Source organism: Virgibacillus xinjiangensis (assembly GCF_042643145.1).
GTDB lineage: Bacteria > Bacillota > Bacilli > Bacillales > Amphibacillaceae > Virgibacillus_O > Virgibacillus_O xinjiangensis.
Genome location: NZ_JBHRSA010000043.1, coordinates 72,854 through 91,166, shown reverse-complemented (window position 1 = coordinate 91,166; position 18,313 = coordinate 72,854). Strand labels below are relative to the sequence as shown.

The 18,313-nt window shown below is 48.6% G+C and carries 16 protein-coding genes; 1 reads left to right on the top strand and 15 read right to left on the bottom strand.

What is annotated here, in order from left to right:
• Window positions 1-121: 121 nt before the first annotated feature.
• The 4 genes from ACFOGI_RS11495 to ACFOGI_RS11480 all read right to left on the bottom strand — a co-directional run bounded on the left by ACFOGI_RS11495 (window position 122) and on the right by ACFOGI_RS11480 (window position 6,949).
• Window positions 122-1,315 (bottom strand): CaiB/BaiF CoA transferase family protein, encoded by a 1,194-nt coding sequence (locus ACFOGI_RS11495; protein WP_390272578.1) that lies wholly within the window; start codon window positions 1,313-1,315, stop codon window positions 122-124.
• 75 nt (window positions 1,316-1,390) lie between these two features.
• The gene (locus ACFOGI_RS11490; protein WP_390272575.1) at window positions 1,391-2,980 is read right to left on the bottom strand and encodes a long-chain-fatty-acid--CoA ligase; all 1,590 of its coding nucleotides are present in this window, start codon (window positions 2,978-2,980) and stop codon (window positions 1,391-1,393) included.
• Between the two features lie 199 nt (window positions 2,981-3,179).
• Window positions 3,180-5,006, bottom strand: coding sequence for a YhgE/Pip domain-containing protein (locus tag ACFOGI_RS11485; RefSeq protein ID WP_390272571.1), 1,827 nt, complete (start codon window positions 5,004-5,006; stop codon window positions 3,180-3,182).
• A gap of 2 nt (window positions 5,007-5,008) precedes the next feature.
• Entirely contained in the window at window positions 5,009-6,949 is a 1,941-nt protein-coding gene (locus ACFOGI_RS11480) for an efflux RND transporter permease subunit (RefSeq protein WP_390272584.1), read from the bottom strand.
• A gap of 272 nt (window positions 6,950-7,221) precedes the next feature.
• Between ACFOGI_RS11480 and ACFOGI_RS11475 the strand changes: the two genes are divergently transcribed.
• Window positions 7,222-7,812, top strand: a complete 591-nt coding sequence (locus ACFOGI_RS11475) for a TetR/AcrR family transcriptional regulator (protein ID WP_390272568.1) — start codon at window positions 7,222-7,224, stop codon at window positions 7,810-7,812.
• A gap of 217 nt (window positions 7,813-8,029) precedes the next feature.
• Here the strand turns inward: ACFOGI_RS11475 and ACFOGI_RS11470 are convergent, their stop codons facing one another.
• From ACFOGI_RS11470 to ACFOGI_RS11420, 11 genes are all read right to left on the bottom strand, one after another.
• Window positions 8,030-9,106, bottom strand: a complete 1,077-nt coding sequence (locus ACFOGI_RS11470; RefSeq protein ID WP_390272566.1) for an ABC transporter ATP-binding protein — start codon at window positions 9,104-9,106, stop codon at window positions 8,030-8,032.
• Window positions 9,103-10,845, bottom strand: coding sequence for an ABC transporter permease (locus ACFOGI_RS11465; RefSeq protein WP_390272564.1), 1,743 nt, complete (start codon window positions 10,843-10,845; stop codon window positions 9,103-9,105). The genes ACFOGI_RS11470 and ACFOGI_RS11465 overlap by 4 nt, the downstream gene beginning before the upstream one ends.
• Before the next feature lie 39 nt (window positions 10,846-10,884).
• Window positions 10,885-11,907 carry an extracellular solute-binding protein gene (locus ACFOGI_RS11460; RefSeq protein WP_390272562.1) on the bottom strand — a complete coding sequence of 341 codons (1,023 nt, stop codon included), beginning with the start codon at window positions 11,905-11,907 and terminating at the stop codon, window positions 10,885-10,887.
• The gene (gene surE / locus ACFOGI_RS11455) at window positions 11,900-12,703 is read right to left on the bottom strand and encodes a 5'/3'-nucleotidase SurE (RefSeq protein ID WP_390272559.1); all 804 of its coding nucleotides are present in this window, start codon (window positions 12,701-12,703) and stop codon (window positions 11,900-11,902) included. Before surE ends, ACFOGI_RS11460 begins: the two co-directional genes overlap by 8 nt.
• The gene (locus ACFOGI_RS11450) at window positions 12,681-13,496 is read right to left on the bottom strand and encodes a sugar phosphate isomerase/epimerase family protein (RefSeq protein ID WP_390272557.1); all 816 of its coding nucleotides are present in this window, start codon (window positions 13,494-13,496) and stop codon (window positions 12,681-12,683) included. Before ACFOGI_RS11450 ends, surE begins: the two co-directional genes overlap by 23 nt.
• Window positions 13,493-14,311, bottom strand: a complete 819-nt coding sequence (locus ACFOGI_RS11445) for a PHP domain-containing protein (RefSeq protein ID WP_390272555.1) — start codon at window positions 14,309-14,311, stop codon at window positions 13,493-13,495. The genes ACFOGI_RS11450 and ACFOGI_RS11445 overlap by 4 nt, the downstream gene beginning before the upstream one ends.
• A gap of 661 nt (window positions 14,312-14,972) precedes the next feature.
• Entirely contained in the window at window positions 14,973-15,539 is a 567-nt protein-coding gene (locus tag ACFOGI_RS11440; RefSeq protein ID WP_390272553.1) for an NADPH-dependent FMN reductase, read from the bottom strand.
• Window positions 15,540-15,543: 4 nt separating this feature from the next.
• Window positions 15,544-16,611 carry an LLM class flavin-dependent oxidoreductase gene (locus tag ACFOGI_RS11435; RefSeq protein WP_390272549.1) on the bottom strand — a complete coding sequence of 356 codons (1,068 nt, stop codon included), beginning with the start codon at window positions 16,609-16,611 and terminating at the stop codon, window positions 15,544-15,546.
• 435 nt (window positions 16,612-17,046) lie between these two features.
• Window positions 17,047-17,142, bottom strand: coding sequence for a hypothetical protein (locus ACFOGI_RS11430; protein WP_390272546.1), 96 nt, complete (start codon window positions 17,140-17,142; stop codon window positions 17,047-17,049).
• Between the two features lie 195 nt (window positions 17,143-17,337).
• Entirely contained in the window at window positions 17,338-17,535 is a 198-nt protein-coding gene (locus ACFOGI_RS11425; protein ID WP_390272544.1) for a DUF2187 family protein, read from the bottom strand.
• 279 nt (window positions 17,536-17,814) lie between these two features.
• Entirely contained in the window at window positions 17,815-18,237 is a 423-nt protein-coding gene (locus ACFOGI_RS11420; protein WP_390272540.1) for a DUF5412 family protein, read from the bottom strand.
• Between the last annotated feature and the right edge of the window lie 76 nt (window positions 18,238-18,313).

Here is an 18,313-nt window from a genome sequence, read left to right as displayed (position 1 = left end):
GAATACCGGTTACAATCAGCATAGTTTTGCACGATTTTAGTGTGTCTACTTGACAGGGTCATGTACAACTCCCTCACTCGGGCCCCGGCTCCTCCCCAGCACTCTTCAGCACCCCAAATATTCATCCACGCTTCTTCAAAACTTCCCCAAACACTCCGTCGTCAGCCAGGGAATGGATCCAATCGCCACTTAATCCAGCTTGTTTCAACACGTCGAAAGTGTTTGCGCCACGCGGACCGCCGGCAAAAGTGTATTGCTGTTGGTAGGTGGAGAATTTGAATGGGGACGCGATCTGCTTCTGGGCGGCGCCATTCTCCTTTGTCACATCCACGATCATGTCCCTTGCTTGGATTTGTGGATGTTCTGCTGCTTCTGCAAAACTTAATACAGGTTCCACGCAAGCATCGAGATGTTGGAAGACATCTTGCCATTCCGCAAGTGTCCGTTCAAGAAATGCTTCCCGGACGGCCTGCTTGAAGATCTGCTGTTCCTTCGGTTGATTGCTGGCAGCAAGTTCGGCCATATTCGGCATGCCTAACCCTTCACATAACTTTTTCTGAAATGGCCGCTCCAGGCTGCCGACGGAAACAAAGCGGCCGTCCTTTGTCTCATAATAATCGTAAAAGGTGCCCCCGTTCAGTTCCGTTGCTTCCGGCTCCGGGTTTACTCCGCCTGCCAGATAGCCGGAACCGAACATGGCGTTCAGTGCAAAGGAGGCATCGGTCATGCTGATATCTATGTACTGTCCTTCCCCGGTTTCTTTGCGGTGGATGACTGCTGCCAAAATCGCAGTCACACTGTGCATGGAGCCACCGGCAATATCGGCGATCTGGATGCCCATCGGAACAGGCGGTTCCCCCTTCCGCATAGAATATCCGTTAATGCCGGCAAGCGATAGGTAGTTGATGTCATGCCCTGGCTTATCACGATACGGTCCGTCCTGGCCGTAGCCGGTCAGTGAACAGTAGATGAGTTCTGGATTCACTGCTTTCAATTTGTCATAGTCGAGTCCAAGCCGTTCCATCACACCTGGCCGGAACTGCTCGATGACGATATCGTATTCCTGGACAAGCCTTTTCACGACTTCCACTGCTTCCCGTTTCTTCAAATCCAGTGCGATCGACTGTTTATTACGGTTCAAATGCTGATGGGCAGCGGATTCTGCACCATCTTTCGGCTCCATCTCCCGAATGTAATCAAATCGGCCAGGAGCCTCCACTCTGACTACCTTTGCCCCAAGATCTGCGAGTATCATGGTCGCATATGGACCCGGAAGCAATGTGGAAAAATCAAGGACCTTCAACGAACCCAGCATCATTCTTTCCCCCTATATGTAAATATGGCTGCCTGCCCGGAATCCAGGTAACAGACAGCCAGTGGTCTCCAGCGATCAATTCACTTTTTTCTTGCCTTCCCAATGCATTTCGCGAAGGCGGTATTTCTGCAGCTTGCCTGTCGCTGTCTTCGGAAGTTCTTCCACGAATTCCACCTGCTTCGGTGCCTTGAAATGGGCCATTTCCTCTCGGCAATATGCAATAATTTCTGCCTCTGTCACTTCAGCATTCGGATGCAGCACGATGACCGCTTTCGGCACTTCCCCCCACTTTTCATCCGGTACAGCGATCACCGCTGTCTCCAAGACATCCGGGTGCTTGTAAAGCACACCTTCCACCTCGGTCGAGGAGATATTTTCCCCGCCGGAAATGATCATGTCCTTGGCACGGTCGCGGATTTCAATGTATCCATCCGGGTAGGTTACGGCCAAATCTCCGGTATGGAACCAGCCATCCTGGATGGCGGCGTTCGTCTTCTCCGGATCCTTGTAATAGCCGTCCATCACCACATTGCCGCGGGTCACGATTTCACCAAGCTCCTCACCGTTCCACGCAACCTCTTCCCCATCGGAATGGATGACCTTTGTTTCTCCGTTGAACGCCAGCTCAATGCCTTGTCTAGCTTTGATGGCGGCCTGCTCATCGGCGGATTTCTCATCGAATTCCTTTTTCCACTCATTGTAGAGGATGAATGGCGATGTTTCTGTCAGGCCATAGACATGGATCATATTCAAACCGAGGATATACTGTGCCTTTTGGATCAGTGCAGCAGCAGGAGGTGCACCCGCTGTTGCCATACGTGGGCGGGTTTCAATTTCCACTTCCTTCGCTTTCGGCTCGTTGACGAGCATGTTGACGACGGTCGGTGCCCCGCATAGCAGGGTGATTCCCTCCCGTTCAAACAGCGAAAGAATTTTCGGCGGGTCGACCTTGCGCAGACAGACATGGGTACCGCCTGCTGCCGTGATTGCCCAAACACCGCCCCAGCCATTCGCATGGAACATCGGCAATGTATGCAGATAAACGTCATCATGGTTGACGCCGAGATGGTACATGAAGTTTGCGGCATTCAAGTAATTGCCACGATGTGTGAGCATGACGCCCTTCGGCTTGGAGGTCGTTCCACTCGTGTAATTCAGTGTCAGCAGCTGGTTCTCATCAATTTCCACCATAGGCGGAGTAGTGACAGGGGCATGCTGCAGGAACGACTCATAATCATTCGACTTCAGTTTCGTTTCAAAACCATCCACATGCACGACGACAATCCGCTCCAATGAAAGCCTGTCCTCGATTTCTTCAATCGGCTTGCTGAATTCTTCGTCGACAATCAGCATTTTCGCATCACTATGATTGATGATATATTCCATATCATCTGCAGAGATCCGGTAGTTCAGCGGCACCATCACCGCACCAAGCTGGCAAATGCCATAGAAGCTCTCGAGCATATAATGGGTGTTCGGCAACATCACGGCTACATGGTCGCCTTCACGGATGCCTGCTTCATATAGGGCAGAAGAAAGCTTGTCCGTCCGCTCGCCGAACTCCTTGTACGTAAACGAACGATCATCATCGATCACTGCTGTCTTTTCCGGGTAATATTTCACCGCGCGGCGTTTCCAATCCAGTGGGGTCAGTGGGGAAAACATAGAATCAACTCCATCTATCAGATTTTTCATTCCTAGGGAGTGCTGGTCTTCTAAGTAGAAATAGATAACGCTTACAATTCTGATAATAATATAAAACTACTTATCTTACAATTAGAAAGTGAATTAATTTTTAGAATTCCAATGGCCGATGAAAATAAAAACAGCCTCCCCTCCTTGATGGAGAGAAAGCTGTTTGCAGTTATCGGAACAGATCCAGCAGACGGCCCCAGAAGCCTTTTTCTTCTTCTTGTTCCGGTTCTTCCTGTTCCACTTCATCCTTTTTGATACTTTCCGTTTTGATTACAAATTGAACATTGTCCACTTTTTCATTTTTCTCAGATACAAAAGAGACCGGATCAAAATCGGATTTATCAAATTCATTCATCATCTCATCTATTTCCTTTTGCATCTCGTCCGGCAGGTCACTGGTGGATGCAGCTAGCTCTCCGGTTCCATCATGCAGCTCAGCCGCTCCGTCCTCCAGCTCAGAAGTGCCGTCCGTCAAGCCGGCCATGCCGTCATGCAGCTCTTCATAGGAGGTTGCCAGTTCTGCTGTGCCGCCGGTATATTCTTTCAGCCCAGCGTGGAAGTCTCCATAGCTGGAAGAAAGAGTCTGCAAGCCTTCCTGCAGCTCTGTCATGGATTCATCCACATCCATATTTTCCAAACCGCTTGCCAGGCTGTCCGCCATCTCTGTCAGATTCGTACTCATTTCGCTTAAAGATCCGGCTACTTCATCCAACGTCGGTTCCACGGCGACAAATGCTTCTTTCACTTGGGCATAGGTCTGTTTGGCCGTCTGGGCCCCTTCATACGTTTTCACCAGCTGATCGATGACCTCTGGGTCTGCATCACTCTGGTACAGTGCCTGGATGTCTTCTTCTGCAATGCCTGCTTCAGGAATCGATGCAATACCTTCGTCCAGTGCCTGATATGCCTGCGCATACTGGTCCTTCAGCTCAAGCAAACCTGTTTCGGTTTCCTCCAGGCCGCCGGCAATTTGCCGCAGTCCGTCTTCCAGTTTTTGAAATTCTTCTGTATTCATCTCACTTGAACCGGAACTGACGGAGTCGCTCATCTGCTTGAGGGATGCCTGGATCGATTCCGAGCCTTCCAGCAATTCTGCCGAACCATTATCCAGTCCGATGATGCCATCCCGGTATTGCTCAGAACCGTCATAGAGGCTCTTCACCCCATCGTTCAGCTCAGCCACTCCGCTTTCCAGCTCACCGACCCCTTGGTGGATGTCGGCTGTAGCATCGGACAGGGAGGTCATTTCATTCTTCATTTCGCCGGTATCCGGCTCGTCGATGGACATCACAGAAGGCATGGCCGCGATTTCGATGGCTTCCATCTCCAGGTCGACGGCGTCCGCGCTTACGGTGAAGCTCTCTTCTTTTTCCGGCATGACCGTGAATGTCACTTGCCTGTCCTTCCCTGCGTTTGCCACCATGCCATCGGGTGCTTCGATATTTTCATAGATATCCGTATCCATTGGCAAGGAAATCTGCAGGAGGTAATTGTTGAAAAAGCTGTCCCCCACATCTTCATTTTGAGCGGTCTCTATCTGTATCTCCAGGTGCCCGTCTTGACCCAATAACTCCTCAGGCTTGACGGTTTCGCCATCCAGTTGATAGGAAACATTGATATCCCATGGCAGTGGCTTGTCTTCCAGGTTGCCTTGATAATAGAACTCTTCCTCTTCCGACGTGAAGGCAACACGGTCATCCGTTTGTTCGATGTCTTTCAGATTGGTGAGATTTTCAACACTGGAATACGGCCCATAGTCGATGATCTCACCAGGCTCATCCATCGTGAAATTATTGACGACATACATGCTTTTCTGATCTCCGGCAGGATTCAAGGTGGCATAGACGACTTCATTTTTCGTCGAATAAGAACCTTTTGCCGAGGTGTTGTCCGATTCCTGGGAAGCTCCGTTTTTTTCTGCAGAAACCAGGACGGTCGGCAGAACAAGAAGAAATGCCAGGAATGCCGCCAGTACACGTGTGAATCTCGTTCTCATCATCATTTCCCCTTATAAAAGTTTGCTTTCCATGTTGTCTTTTCGATCAGCCGGTCGAAAATGACCAGCAGTGCAGGCAGCACGAATACGACCAAAATGAACGCAAGCAGTGCCCCCCTGCCCAGCAATAGACCGATGGAAGAAACGATCGGATTGGACGAGGTCAGCCACAGGATGAAGCCGACACTCGACAAAATCGACGCGGATATGAATATCGCGAAAATCTTATCATCGATCGTCTTTTTGATGGCCTGCATTGCAGGCATCTCTTTCCTTAGTGTGTAATAGTTTTCCGTGAACAAGATCCCATAGTCGACCGTGGCGGCCAGCTGGATCGTGCTGATCAGCAAGTATCCGACGTATACCAATGGTGTATCCGTGAAGTATGGCACTGCCAGGTTGATCCACACGGATGCCTGGATGGTCAGCAGCAGGACAACCGGAATCGATATGGAACGGAATGTAAGCAGCAGCACGACGGCCACCGCGACGATCGTCAGCCAGTTGACGAGTGTATTGTCTTGCTGGACGACCTGTTTCATGTCATACAATGTTACACTCTCACCAAGCAGATGGGCCTCTTCATAATAGGAACCAGCCGTTTGCTTGACTTGCTCAATCAGAGAAAAAGCTTCCTTCCCTTCGGCATCTGTTTCCGAGTAAAGCGTGATTCGGGCGTATTCATCCGAATAGAACTGTTCTCTCGTCGATTCATCCAGATAGTCGGGAGGGATCGCCGGACTGATCATATTGACATAGGACATCACACTGGAGACGTTGTCAAGATCTTCCAACTCCTGTACAAGCTCTTCCTCTTTCGCCCGGTCTCCTTCAGGTACCAGCAGCACGATCGGAACACTCTTTCCAAACTCCTCCTCAATGGCAGCTACATCCTGGCCGGCACGTGTCGTTTCCGGCTGTTCGCCTGTGCCATATAGGAAAGTCGTGTTGCTTTGTGCCAAAAAGGCAGGGACGATGACTAATAATACCAACAGAAGGCTGGGAATCCTGAACTTCATGACACGTTTGCCGATATTTTTGATATCCGGAACAAATGGCCGATGCTGTGTCCGGTCGATCCAGTGATAGAACATCAATGTCAATGCCGGCAGGAACACCATGACACTGATAAAGCTGAGCAGGATCCCTTTCAACAGATTGAGGCCCAAGTCCGCGCCAATGCCGAAATCCATGAACGTGAGTGCCGTGAACCCGAAGAACGTCGTCGATGCACTGGCAATGATGGCTGGGAAGGAACGTTTCATCGCCAGCTGCATCGCCTTCGACGGATTGGATACATCCTTGCGGTAATCGGAAAAACTATGCAATAGGAAGATCGCGTAGTCCAGCGACACTGCCAGCTGCAGAATCGGTGCGACGGACTGGGTAATAAAGGATATCTCCCCGATAAAAATGTTCGTCCCCAAGTTGATCAAGATGGAAATCCCGATGGCCGTCAGAAAGAACACCGGCTCCATCCAGGAAGTCGTCGACAGGATCAAGATGATGATGATGATCGGGACCAGTAAAAGTGCTGCATTCATCGATTCACTGCCCGTCATCTTTTGGGAAACCGCCGTATTGACCGCTTCACCGGCAACTGCATTTTCCTCGCCGATCAAATCATAGATCTTGTCGGTGACCTCCACCTCATCGCCCTCACGGATGGTCAATGAAATCAGGGCATGGCGATCCTTGTAATAGGTCTCAACCGTGTCTTCATTGGCCATCTCCAGTGGAACCTTCAGATCGATGACATCATCCAGCCAAGTGACACCACTGATCCCATCGATGGAGGAAAGTTCCTCTTTCATGGCTAGTGCCTCGGTCACCGAAACATCCTGTATCATTACCCGTGTGTTCGCCACCGGCTCGTCAAACTCCTCCTCCATCAACTCCATCGCATTGGTCGAAGGAGTATCCTCCGGAAGGTAGTCGACCATATTATAATTGACATTCACTGCAAACTGCGCAATCGTGCCCGCTACTGCAGTGATGATGAATAATAGAACAATAGCTTTTTTATGTTTAATGATTCGTGCTGCTAGATCGATAAGACTTCATCCTCTCTTGCAAATCCCCTTCATCCAACCTATTATTATATAGACACAGTGTTGGATATTCAACAAACAGTTTTGCAAAATTCGTCAGTTCCCCAACACATCCCTTTGAATGTGTCGGGTTTTTATTAAAATGTTAAAAAGGAGAGGAAAGTATGAGCGAAAAACTCGACCGTCGCAAAAAATATACACGGAAAGTACTGAAGGAAAGCTTGATCGAACTACTGGCTGAAAAGCCGATGTCTGAAATCACGGTAAAGAAAGTGTGTGAAGTCGCCGATATCAACCGTTCGACCTTTTACACCCACTATTCCGACCATTATGAGCTGCTCGGGAAGATGGAAGAGGAAATTACCGAGGACATGAATACGTATCTGAACAGCTACAGCTACGCCATTGAAGAAGAATCCATCCAGATGACCCAGAAAATACTCGAATATATCACCGAAAACAAATTCATGTTCCAAACATTGCTGAAGAAGGATGGTGCACCCACTTTTGAAAAGCGGATGATGGATGTAACACATCGGTTTTTGGTGGAAAATTGGAAGAGCAACAACAATGACAGTGAAGCGAATGTCACGTACTTAAGCACCTTCGTCATCAGCGGCGCCATCCATGTCATCAAAGACTGGATCAAGGACGATATGGATCAGTCCCCAAAAGAAATGGCCGTGCTGATCAATAACTTCATCAATTATGGGCTTTCTTATTTGGATGGAAACGAAAGGCCTAGAACTAAGTAAGGCATGGCTTTGTACACTCATTAATAGTTGTATCCGATCCAGACGAGAATTAGAGTGTTTCAACCTCGTGCAAGGTGGAGGAAGCGAATACTGCGAGGCTCCTGCGGAAAAACGATGGAGCCGAGAGCCCGCAGCTGGGTTTTCGCGCGGGGAGTCGGGCGTTCGTCCGCGGAAAGGGATTGGTATTCGCTTCCGTAAACCAAGCAAGCCTGCACTTCTATCCACTAATGGCCGGCTGCAGTTCTTCCTGTTTATTTGAAACTCCCAGGGAAAGAGTTACATGATCCCCTGGCTGGAGTCTGGATTCATCAGCAGAAGTGTGTACGGTCCATTTTTCATTTTCCACTTGTACCGTATAATGGACTTCTTTTCCTTGGTACTGAGCAAATAGAATCCGGCCCATTATACCATTGCCTTCACCTCTATCGATCTTCCATTGCTCCGGACGGACTGGATACAAGCCTCTACTTTTCAGAGTTTTACGTACTCCTGAATCACCCCAGCGCTCCCATGGGTACTTTTCCGGAACAAAATGATCATCCTTCCATACTCCTTTGATGAGGTTGCATTTGCCGACGAATTGTGCGACAAACTCGGTTTCCGGTTGTGTATAGAGGATTTCCGGGGAAGCAATTTGTTCAATTCTCCCTTTGTTCATGACGATGACTTTATCAGCCATTGCCAATGCTTCGCCTTGATCATGGGTGACAAAAACGATAGAGGCATTGGTCTGGCGATGAATCGATTGAATTTCTTTCCTCATTTCCATCCGGAGTTCCACATCAAGCGCACTTAATGGCTCATCCATCAGCAGCACATTCGGAAGGGCAGCAATGGCCCGTGCGAGAGACACCCTCTGTTTCTGACCGCCAGACAGTTCAGCAGGATAGCGCTGTGCTAATGGCTCCAGCCCTACCATTTGCAATACATCCTTCACTCTCGCATCCCTATCTTTCTTCCCCATCTTCTTGCTGTTCGTATGATGGTGTAAAGCAAATTCGACATGGGCTGCAACCGTCATATGAGGCCAGAGAGCAAAAGATTGAAAAACCATGCCGATGTTTCTTTTTTCCGGTGGCAGGAGGCGGCGATGAGACGCAGCGACGGCCCCATCCATCTCTATTTGCCCATCTGTCGGCTTCATGAAGCCGGCCAGGAGCTTCAGCAAGGTTGTTTTGCCACAGCCAGAAGGACCAAGGATCGCCACAAATTCTCCTCTGTCAATGGTGACATCAACTCCTTCCAATGCTGTAAAGCTTCCATATTTCTTCGTAACCTGTTGTATGTTGATCATTTCCCTTTCAACACCTTTCTCTCCCAGAGTTTACTGAACAGAAGGAATAATAATCCGCCAAGCAAAATAGCTAAAACGATCACACTCGAAAATGCAGTAGAGTAAGTCGAATAACCGGATTGTTCATAATTGAATATGACCACCCCGACCGTCTCTGATCCAGAAGACCATAACAGGCTGGAAACCGTCAGCTCTGTCAGTACCATCAAAAATACGAGGAGCGCCCCTCCGACCAGTCCTGGGAGCAGCAAAGGCAACAGAATGGTTCTCCATTTGACCCAGCCCTTTGCACCCGAAGTCCGTGCAGCTTCCTCCATGGAAGGGTCAATTTGCAGGAATGCCGTATAGCTTCCACGCATCTGAAGGATTAAAAACCGTGTGACATAGGCAATGAATAAAATCCAAATGGATCCGTAAATGCCAGGATTCCATCCAGGGACCGGCTGCATCCACATGAAAATCATACAGAGTGCGAAGACGGTCCCTGGGAGGGCATAGGGGATGGTGATGAATATTTCTGCCATTCTGGACATCCCTCCCTTGTTCTTATAGCGCATATAAGCAAGTGCAGTTCCAGCTGCCAAACAGATACTCATGGTAACGAAAGCCAGCTGCAAACTGTTGGATAAAGCCGCTGTTGCTTTCGAGTCGGTTAGAAATACATAGGCATAATTTTTGAATGATAAATTTTCCAGTGTGAATGGAACTCCATACGCTTTGATAAACGATAGTGCAGCCATCGTTATAAATGGTACGAGACCGGTTACAAGCAAAAATGCCCATATGGAAAACTCGAGCAGCCGTTTCCGGAAAGTTGACAAGAAGAATCGTGGTTCTGGATCACTGGTGACCGTTTCCGTCACTCGACTTTTACGTAGAAGCAGCCATTGTATCAATGTGCCGCCAAGTGCAATGGTACCTAGGATGACAGACAGCACCGCAGCCTTTGAAAACGCCGTCGGTCCGAAGCCGATTGCCTGCTCATAAATATGGGTACTGAGCACCCGGATATTTGCCGGAGTTCCTAGAAAGGCGGGAATCCCAAAGTTATCCAGGTTGGATAAAAAGGCAAGCAAGCCGCCACTGGCAATCCCTGGAAGCGCCAAAGGCAGCACCAATTTCCTCAGTGTCTGTTTTCTTGAAGCGCCCGAAGTAGCTGCCGCTTCTTCCAAGTCCCGCGGGATTTTACGAAACACGTTAACGGTGAACAAATATACCAATGGATAATGCGATAACCCCAGCATGAAAATGATACCACCCATGCTATATAAGTTCGGCGCCTCCAATTGTCCGGGCAGCCACTCCAATAGGGCTGTCACCGGGCCGGATCCACTGAAAAATTGTGTCCATGCCAGCGTCGTTATGTAGGAAGGGATGATAAAGGGAAGAAAAATGAATAACTGCATGATTCTCTTCCCACTCACATGAACATAAGCGATAATCCAGGCCATCACGGTACCCAGCAGCATTGCCAGCAGTGTGGAACCAAAAACCATCACCACGGTATGTTGGATCGTCTGCCATGTAGACCGTTCCCTCAGCACCTCTGTATAATGGGCGAAAGTAAGAGCTCCCTCTTGATGGAAACTCAGCCAGACAAGCCGGAGCACCGGCAGCATGAAAACGAGAAAAACGAATAGAAGTCCTAGCCAGCCGTAAACATGCTTCTTTTTGAATGAAACAGAAGAGAAAGGCCATGCCTTTTCTCTCCTTTCCAATATCGGTTGATTGGTAATCATGGATGATCTCTCCCTTGCCATTGCGCTTGTTCCTTACGATTATTCTTGGCCGAAAACCTCTCCGAATTGTTGCTTGTCTGCTTCTCTAGCTTTTAACAACTCCGACGTCTCAGCTTCTAATACATTCATTTCATCCAATGTTTTCAGTCCTTCCGGTGCTTCAATCCCTTCCCTTATCGGGGTGTAACCGAGTTCGGATGCAAGCTTCTGCCCTTCTTCCGATAAAATGAAGTCGACAAATGCTTTGGAGGCTTCTTCATTGTCTGTATTTTTCATAATGCCAACAGGTTCTGTAATGACCGGCACTCCTTCCGAAGGGTAGACCAATTCTACAGGCGATCCTTCCTTCGCTGCTCGGGCTGCCAGGTAGTCGACGATCATGCCATAGCTCTGTTCACCCATGGCAACTCCTTCCAGAACCGCGCCATTCCCCTGAGTGATCATGATTTCATTAGCTTTCAATTGTTCATAAAATTCCCAGCCCATATCCTCTTGTCTTGTGAGGACACTCAAATTATAGGCCGCTGCTCCGGAATAGAGCGGACTTGGCATGACCGTCTTTCCTTTGGATGATTCATCTGTCAGTATGTTCCAGCTGTCAGGAAGTTCATCCACTTCATTTGTATTCACCACGATACCGGTAGCCATCACCTTGGTTCCTGTATAGGTACCATCCGGATCTACAAAGGAAGCAGCAATTGCTTCCGCTTCTGGAGATTCATAGGAAAGCAGCATATCCTCTTCCTTGAAATTTTCAAAGGTGACTGCATCCGCTACCAGCAGCACATCAGCCTGGATATCACCTGCTTCATTCTCCGCCTGGATTTTGGATACTACTTCCTCTGTCCCTGACCGGAACACCTCTACCTCCACTTCCGGGTGCTTCTCTTGGAAGGCATCTACTAAGGCCTGAGCATCTGCATCAGGCTGTGAGGTATAAAAGTCAACCGTGCCTGTCACCCCACTCCCCCCATCACCTGCACTTGCTTCTTCCTCACCGCTGCATGCGGCCAGAATGAATACGGACAATAAGATCATCAAACCAACAAGTGACTTACGCATGTGTCGTTTCCTCCTTTTGTATGGTTGGAACCTCTTGGAACCATTTTTCAATCTGTTCTCTTTTTCTCGTCTGTGCCTGCCGGAATTCCACCGGTGACACCGTAACATAGCCTTGCTTGAGCTTAGAGAAATCACTGTCTTCCTTTGCATGTTCTACTTTTATCCACTCATCCTTCAGCCAATGGAAAGCATTGCCGTGCGGATCATGGAAGCCTGCATGCCTATATCGGGAGACAGCCATATCAAGCGGCACGACCGCCACTCCTTCACATTGATGCTTCGGCAGATTCGGGAAGTTGATATTAAGAAACATCCCCTTCGGAATCTTATGTTGACTGATGGTCCGCACGACATCATAGATAAGCGGACGGACTTGCGATTCTTTCATTTCACTTTCTTGAAAAGCATTCAATGACATGGATACGGCACGCACCCCGTATAAGCTTGCTTCTGCCGCTCCTGCCATCGTTCCGGAATAATAGCAATCCCTTCCTATGTTAGGCCCTGCATTCAACCCGGAAAATACGATATCAGGCTCTGCATCCAATAGCACATCCAATCCCAGTTTGATACAATCCGCAGGTGTTCCGTTTACCGCCCATGCCCCTTTTGCACCGGGGAATATATGGACAGCCCTTGCTTTCAGCGGCCTCCTCAATGTAATGGAATGGCTGACAGCGCTTTGTTCCTTGTCCGGACAGACAATATATACGTCTCCAAAATGCTGCAGCACTTCCACCAACATCGATACGCCTGGAGCAAATATTCCATCATCATTGGTTACTAAGATGTTCAATTTTCGTCCTCCTCTGAAGAAATGGGGTATTCTCACGTATATACTGGAGGTTTTTCTGCAGCCAGTTCAGATCCTTACTTTGATCCAGCCCTTCCACCACCACCGGTATACAATCATTTTGCAGGAAATACGATAATGTTTCTTTTTCGATCTTACCCTCTCCCAAGGGCAAATGGAGGGTTTGTTCCGTTGCATCACTGATGTGGATTTTTCCTACCTGATTCAGTTCCTCCCATACGCTACGGCTATCTATGTCCAGTGGCATATGAGCAACGTCGAAGGTGGTCTGCAAGTACGGTGGGAACCCTTCAATGATCCTGTTCATGACGTGTGCATTCGTCACAAACTCTTTCGGCTTCTGTTCCATGATTTCCATGGAAACTACTATATCTTTCTGCATCGCATATTCCGTGATCACTTCCAACGATGCTGTCAATAAATCTTCATGCAGGGAATGGGCGAGATCCGGCAAGGTCAATCTTCCTGGATGAAAGGTTACATTGTCTGCACCTAGCTGGGCCGCTAAATCGATGGAATGCCTCACCTCTTGGACCGATTGCTTCCGTATCCCTTCATTCAGTGCACAAAGGTTGAGGTCCCAACTTGATGCATGCAGCGTGGCTGTCAGATTCAGTTGCTTCAGCTTCTCATGGATGTCCTCCGGTTTTTCGTTGAACCTCCATACATGTTCGGACCAAATCTCCACTCCATCCCACTGTTCCTCTGCTGCCATATCCAGCACCGTACGGATCGGGTATGACCATGCTAGTGTGGAAGCAAATAAGATGCTCATATCGTCAGCACTCTCCTCTCCCACTCCATCAAATCAACTTCTTCACCAATAGAAACACTTCCGATAGGGTACGGGTTCCGAGACGCAGGACCGTGAAAATCACTGCCTCCCGAGACCAGCAGCTGATTGGCCTCTGCCCACGTTTTCCATTTTTCTCCTTCCTGCTTGGTGTGCTTGGAATGGTAAACTTCTATACCGTCCAGTCCCTGTGCGATAAGGTCTTCCAATGGAACATCGAACCCATAGATGCCCGGATGAGCCAAAAAGGCCAGTCCCCCTGCTGCATGGATCAGCTGGATGGCCGCTGCCGCTGAAAACGGGGCGCGCTCGGCGTAAGCTGCTTTTCCCTTTCTCAACAAGGTGTTGTATGCCTCTTCTCCTGTGCTGAAGTAGCCGACTGCTGCCAGTTCATCCGCAATATGTGTCCGGACCAGTACACCTTTCCCTGCACGTGCCATACATGCTTCCATGGAAATGGAATATTGGAGGGTATGCAGGTTCTCGATGATTTTCTTTCCCCACCTGACCCTTTCTTCCTGTCGCCACGTAATATGTGCTTTCATTCCTGGATGCTCAGGATCAAACAAATAACCAAGAATATGTAATTCACCCAGCTCCCCGTCGGTGTTCAGTTCAATGCCTGGGATCAGATGGATCCCTTCCCTTTCAGCCATTGGTTTTCCATGTTTGTACCCCTCGATGGAATCATGGTCGGTTATGGATAGAACACCTATATTCTTTCTCTTTGCCGTTTGGATGATCTGTTCCGGCGACCAATGCCCATCGGAGTAGATGGAATGAATATGCAAATCCAAGGCCACTCCCTCCCCTTCTTTTGTTCGTTCACCTTTATTATAGAAAAGGTATATGAAAGCAGAATGAAGACAGATTGAAGAAGTGTAAAAAGTCTGTTAACTTGGCGAGAGATAAAATAGTCGCAAAGCAAGGGGATTTATAGAAAAGGAGGGAGATAAATGTAAAAAAATTTACACTGTTTTAAAATTCATTATTGATATTCCATGTGTGCTGCTGATATATCCTGGCTACTGCGGATTTCCCATGTGTGCTGCTGATATATCCAAGCTACTGCTGATTCCCCATGCGTGCTGATGATATACCCTGGCTACTGCGGATTTCCGCGTTGGACTGCTGATAAAGCCGCGCTACCGCTGATTTCCCATGTGTGCTGCTGATATACCCTGGCTACTGCGGATTCCCCATGCGTGCTGCTGATAAAGCCGCGCTACCGCTGATTCCCCATGCGTGCTGCTGATATATCCGAGCTACTGCTGATTTCCCATGTGTGCTGCTGATATATCCTGGCTACTGCGGATTTCCCATGTGTGCTGCTGATATATCCAAGCTACTGCTGATTCCCCATGCCCGAGGCACAAAAAAATCCTCCCCGGGACGGGAAGGATTTCTCCTTTGTACTAGTTTACACAGGTAATATAGAAATGGGTCCAACACTCTTTCTTAAAAATCATATTCTGCTTCTTTTTCTTCCCGGATCCGTTGGAAGGTCTCCGCCAACACTACCGTATCTTCCACCAGGCGGTCGATGCGGAACAGGACATCATCATCGACGATCTCTTTGCGATAAAAATCTTTTTCCTCGATGAATACATAGGTCTGTACCACCTGTGCTTTCATATATGCCAGAATTGGTTTCAGCTGCTGCTCGGCAATCAGATAATGTTTGGCAGATCCGGCTGTCACCAGCATGCTGACCACCTTTTCACGAAAGGCATCGACCGGCAGCAGGTCGAAGATGTTCTTCAATGTCGCGGGGATGGATGCCTGGAAAATAGGTGTCCCGATAATGATGGCATCTGCCTCCATGATGGTCTGGGTGACATACCCGGTGTCACCTTCATACTCCATGAAATTCCGTCCATCACTGAACTGGATGTCATAGTCAGCCAGATCAAGCAATACCGCTTCAGTGTCCGGGTATTTTCCTGCCAATGTTTCCATCGTATGGTTCATGGCTGTTCGTGTTTTCGAACCGACATTCGATCCGGATAAACCTACAATCTTCATGTTTTTATTCCCCTTGTTTTTTTGCTGTATATTTTCTGATGGCCGGAAGGATTTCCGTGCCAATCAATTCAATGTTCTTTCGCAACTGGTCGAATGGCATGCCGCCGAAGTCGATTTGCGCAATATACCGTTGATGTCCGAACATTTCATGCTGGTAGAGAATCTTTTCAATGATCTCCTGCGGGCTGCCGATATTCATGATACTAAGCGGGTCCGCACCTTGTGCAAACAACTGCTTCGAAAAGCCTTGTCCATTCGTTTTCTTCATCCCTTCATTGATGTGGGGATACATCTCCCTCAGCGCTTGTTGGGAAGTCTCGGCTGCATAGAAGAAACCGGCTGTCGCCACCGGCAGTTCGGCCGGATCATGGCCTCCCCGTTCAGCAGCGTCCCGATACGCGTCCACCGTCCGCTTGAATACGGAAGCCGGGCCTCCTAAATGTGCCATGAACATCGGCACGCCGGCATAGCCTGCCTTAATCGCGCTTGCAGGTGTTCCACCGACGGCACGCCAAATCGGGAGTGAGCCATTTTTCGGACGCGGAAGCACTCTGGCATTCCGTAATGGGGCACGGAATTCGCCGCTCCAATTGACTACTTCTTCTTCATTGATCTGCCGCAGCAGGTCGAACTTTTCCTCATACAATTCCTCATAATCGCGAAGGTCATAGCCCAACAAGTCGAAGATGCCTACGCGTGACGCCCGGCCGGCAATGATTTCTGCACGGCCCTTCGACAGGAGATCGAGGGTGGCGAAATCTTCATAGACACGGACCGGATCGGATGTACTGATGATGGTCGATGAACTGGCGATCTTGATGTTTTCCGTTGCCTGGGCGATGGCTGCCAGTACGACTGTGTGTGCTTGTGTCGCAAAGTACTCCTGATGGCTTTCTCCGACACTGAAGAAGTCGAGGCCTGCTTCGTCGGCAAGCTTGGCATATTCAACGATTTCGTGGAGCCTTTGTTCTGCCGAAATCCTATCACCCGTCTTCGGGTCCGGCAGGTGGTCTCCCAGTGTATAAATGCCGAATTCCAGGCCATTGCTTTGATCTATCCGATAATTTTCCAAACTGAACCCACCTTCCTTTATGTCATCCGCGGCTATTGATTTATAATTACACCTGCTTGAGCACACCTTAGGGGAAAAGTGTTTCTCCATCGTTCGGGCAAAACACTTCGCTTTCCGTGGGCACGGCCTCAGTCTCCTCAAAAGAAGAGCACTTCTTCCGGGGCCTTCGGACTGGTGCTGCTCCCACAGGAGTCTACGCATTTTACCTCCACTATGTTTGGTTTCCCAGTCTTCGGTTGTGCGTGGATGATATGGACGCCATAAAAATCAAATATACGCTGTGAACTATGAAAACCTAATTTCTTCCAGTAGTCTTCCAAAAGATGCTAGCATTCTCCGAAAATGTAATTAGTCGCCTAGCGGAGGAAATCCAGGGAGACTCCAGCGGGAACCGTGACCAGAGTGAGACCCCACAGAACGTCAGTTCGAGGAGGCTCACGGGTCACCCGCGGAAAGCGTAGTGGTATTTCCGCAGCGACTTTTGAAGCACATTTCTTGCTTAATGTCTAATCTGCTGTAACATATCTCCAAAATTTCCTTCCTTACCTATTATAATCTATAAGAGGATCAGATTATAGGGAGCCGGCTTATGCTTGTCGGACAGCGTCAGCGAAGCAACAGGGCAGGACCCGTCGGCACCATAAAAAAGAGCTGTCCCTAAGTCTCTATAGACTTTGGAACAGCTACTCACTCCTTTTATCAAGCAGGAAGGCTAACCCTCCCTCTTTAACTGATGGTATAGTTTTTATGCGCGACAATCGTTTTGTTTCCACTGAACTCCACATCTGTATGATTTTCAATGACTTTCACCATCACCGAATTTTCATAGACCTTTTCAACGATGCCTCTCGCTCCGTCCATAAAAGAGATTTCATCGCCAATCATTGCCTTTTCTACTTCTTCTTGGTTAGGTTCCACATTCATCCCTGCCTTTCCTATAAGATGCTGTTATTCTATACCCTTCCATCACAAGGATAACACATTTACCCCTGGACAAGAGAGTATCCCCTTCTGAAAAACCCCATGTTTCGACAAAACCCACAAGATTCGAATACCTTTAATTTGCCTTTCAAGGGCTATTTTATCCCCAGAGAAGGCTTTCTCGTAAAATTTAATGTCTCCGTATCAAGGGTCGACGTATTCAAAAATATAATTGCAACAGCAAAACAGCAAACTCGGAGGGTTCAAAATCAAAAAATGAGATCACCCTTCCGCTTGATGACAGGTTTCATATTCCCCTTTCATAACCCAGCTATCACAGGCCAGCCCTTGGTCATGGTATACCTCTTTTTCTACATCCAGTGCCACGCTTCTGTCAGAATTCGGATAGGCTGGTTCCTCATGGTCGATGGACAGTGTATCGTCATCGGCCCACTCCATCGAAAAGCGGCTTTTGGCATCACTATAGTAGATCGTCTTGGCCTCATTCGTCTTATTATCCTTGACCTCCACCCATAGATCAACACCACCAGCAGCTCCTCCGTAGGTCCTGTAATAAGCATTTGCTGTATACTCACCTGTCGGGGACGATACCGGCCCCCTATAGAACTCACCATCATCCGTATCAAAGGTGAAGAAGTACTTCGTATACCCTGCCTGAAGAAAAACCAATGCGATACCTATCATAAGGGCCGTCCCCACCTTTTTAGGGAATGGCTTCTTGTTTAAAAAGGCAGCGGCCAACTGAATGAGAAAGACTACT

Bases quoted from the DNA above. Each gene is read 5' to 3' on its own strand.
- ACFOGI_RS11495 (WP_390272578.1), bottom strand. From the start codon at position 1,315: ATGCTGGGTTCGTTGAAGGTCCTTGATTTTTCCACATTGCTTCCGGGT.
- ACFOGI_RS11490 (WP_390272575.1), bottom strand. From the start codon at position 2,980: ATGTTTTCCCCACTGACCCCACTGGATTGGAAACGCCGCGCGGTGAAA.
- ACFOGI_RS11485 (WP_390272571.1), bottom strand. From the start codon at position 5,006: ATGAGAACGAGATTCACACGTGTACTGGCGGCATTCCTGGCATTTCTT.
- ACFOGI_RS11480 (WP_390272584.1), bottom strand. From the start codon at position 6,949: ATGGTCGACTACCTTCCGGAGGATACTCCTTCGACCAATGCGATGGAG.
- ACFOGI_RS11475 (WP_390272568.1), top strand. From the start codon at position 7,222: ATGAGCGAAAAACTCGACCGTCGCAAAAAATATACACGGAAAGTACTG.
- ACFOGI_RS11470 (WP_390272566.1), bottom strand. From the start codon at position 9,106: ATGATCAACATACAACAGGTTACGAAGAAATATGGAAGCTTTACAGCA.
- ACFOGI_RS11465 (WP_390272564.1), bottom strand. From the start codon at position 10,845: ATGATTACCAATCAACCGATATTGGAAAGGAGAGAAAAGGCATGGCCT.
- ACFOGI_RS11460 (WP_390272562.1), bottom strand. From the start codon at position 11,907: ATGCGTAAGTCACTTGTTGGTTTGATGATCTTATTGTCCGTATTCATT.
- ACFOGI_RS11450 (WP_390272557.1), bottom strand. From the start codon at position 13,496: ATGAGCATCTTATTTGCTTCCACACTAGCATGGTCATACCCGATCCGT.
- ACFOGI_RS11440 (WP_390272553.1), bottom strand. From the start codon at position 15,539: ATGAAGATTGTAGGTTTATCCGGATCGAATGTCGGTTCGAAAACACGA.
- ACFOGI_RS11425 (WP_390272544.1), bottom strand. From the start codon at position 17,535: ATGAATGTGGAACCTAACCAAGAAGAAGTAGAAAAGGCAATGATTGGC.
- ACFOGI_RS11420 (WP_390272540.1), bottom strand. From the start codon at position 18,237: ATGATAGGTATCGCATTGGTTTTTCTTCAGGCAGGGTATACGAAGTAC.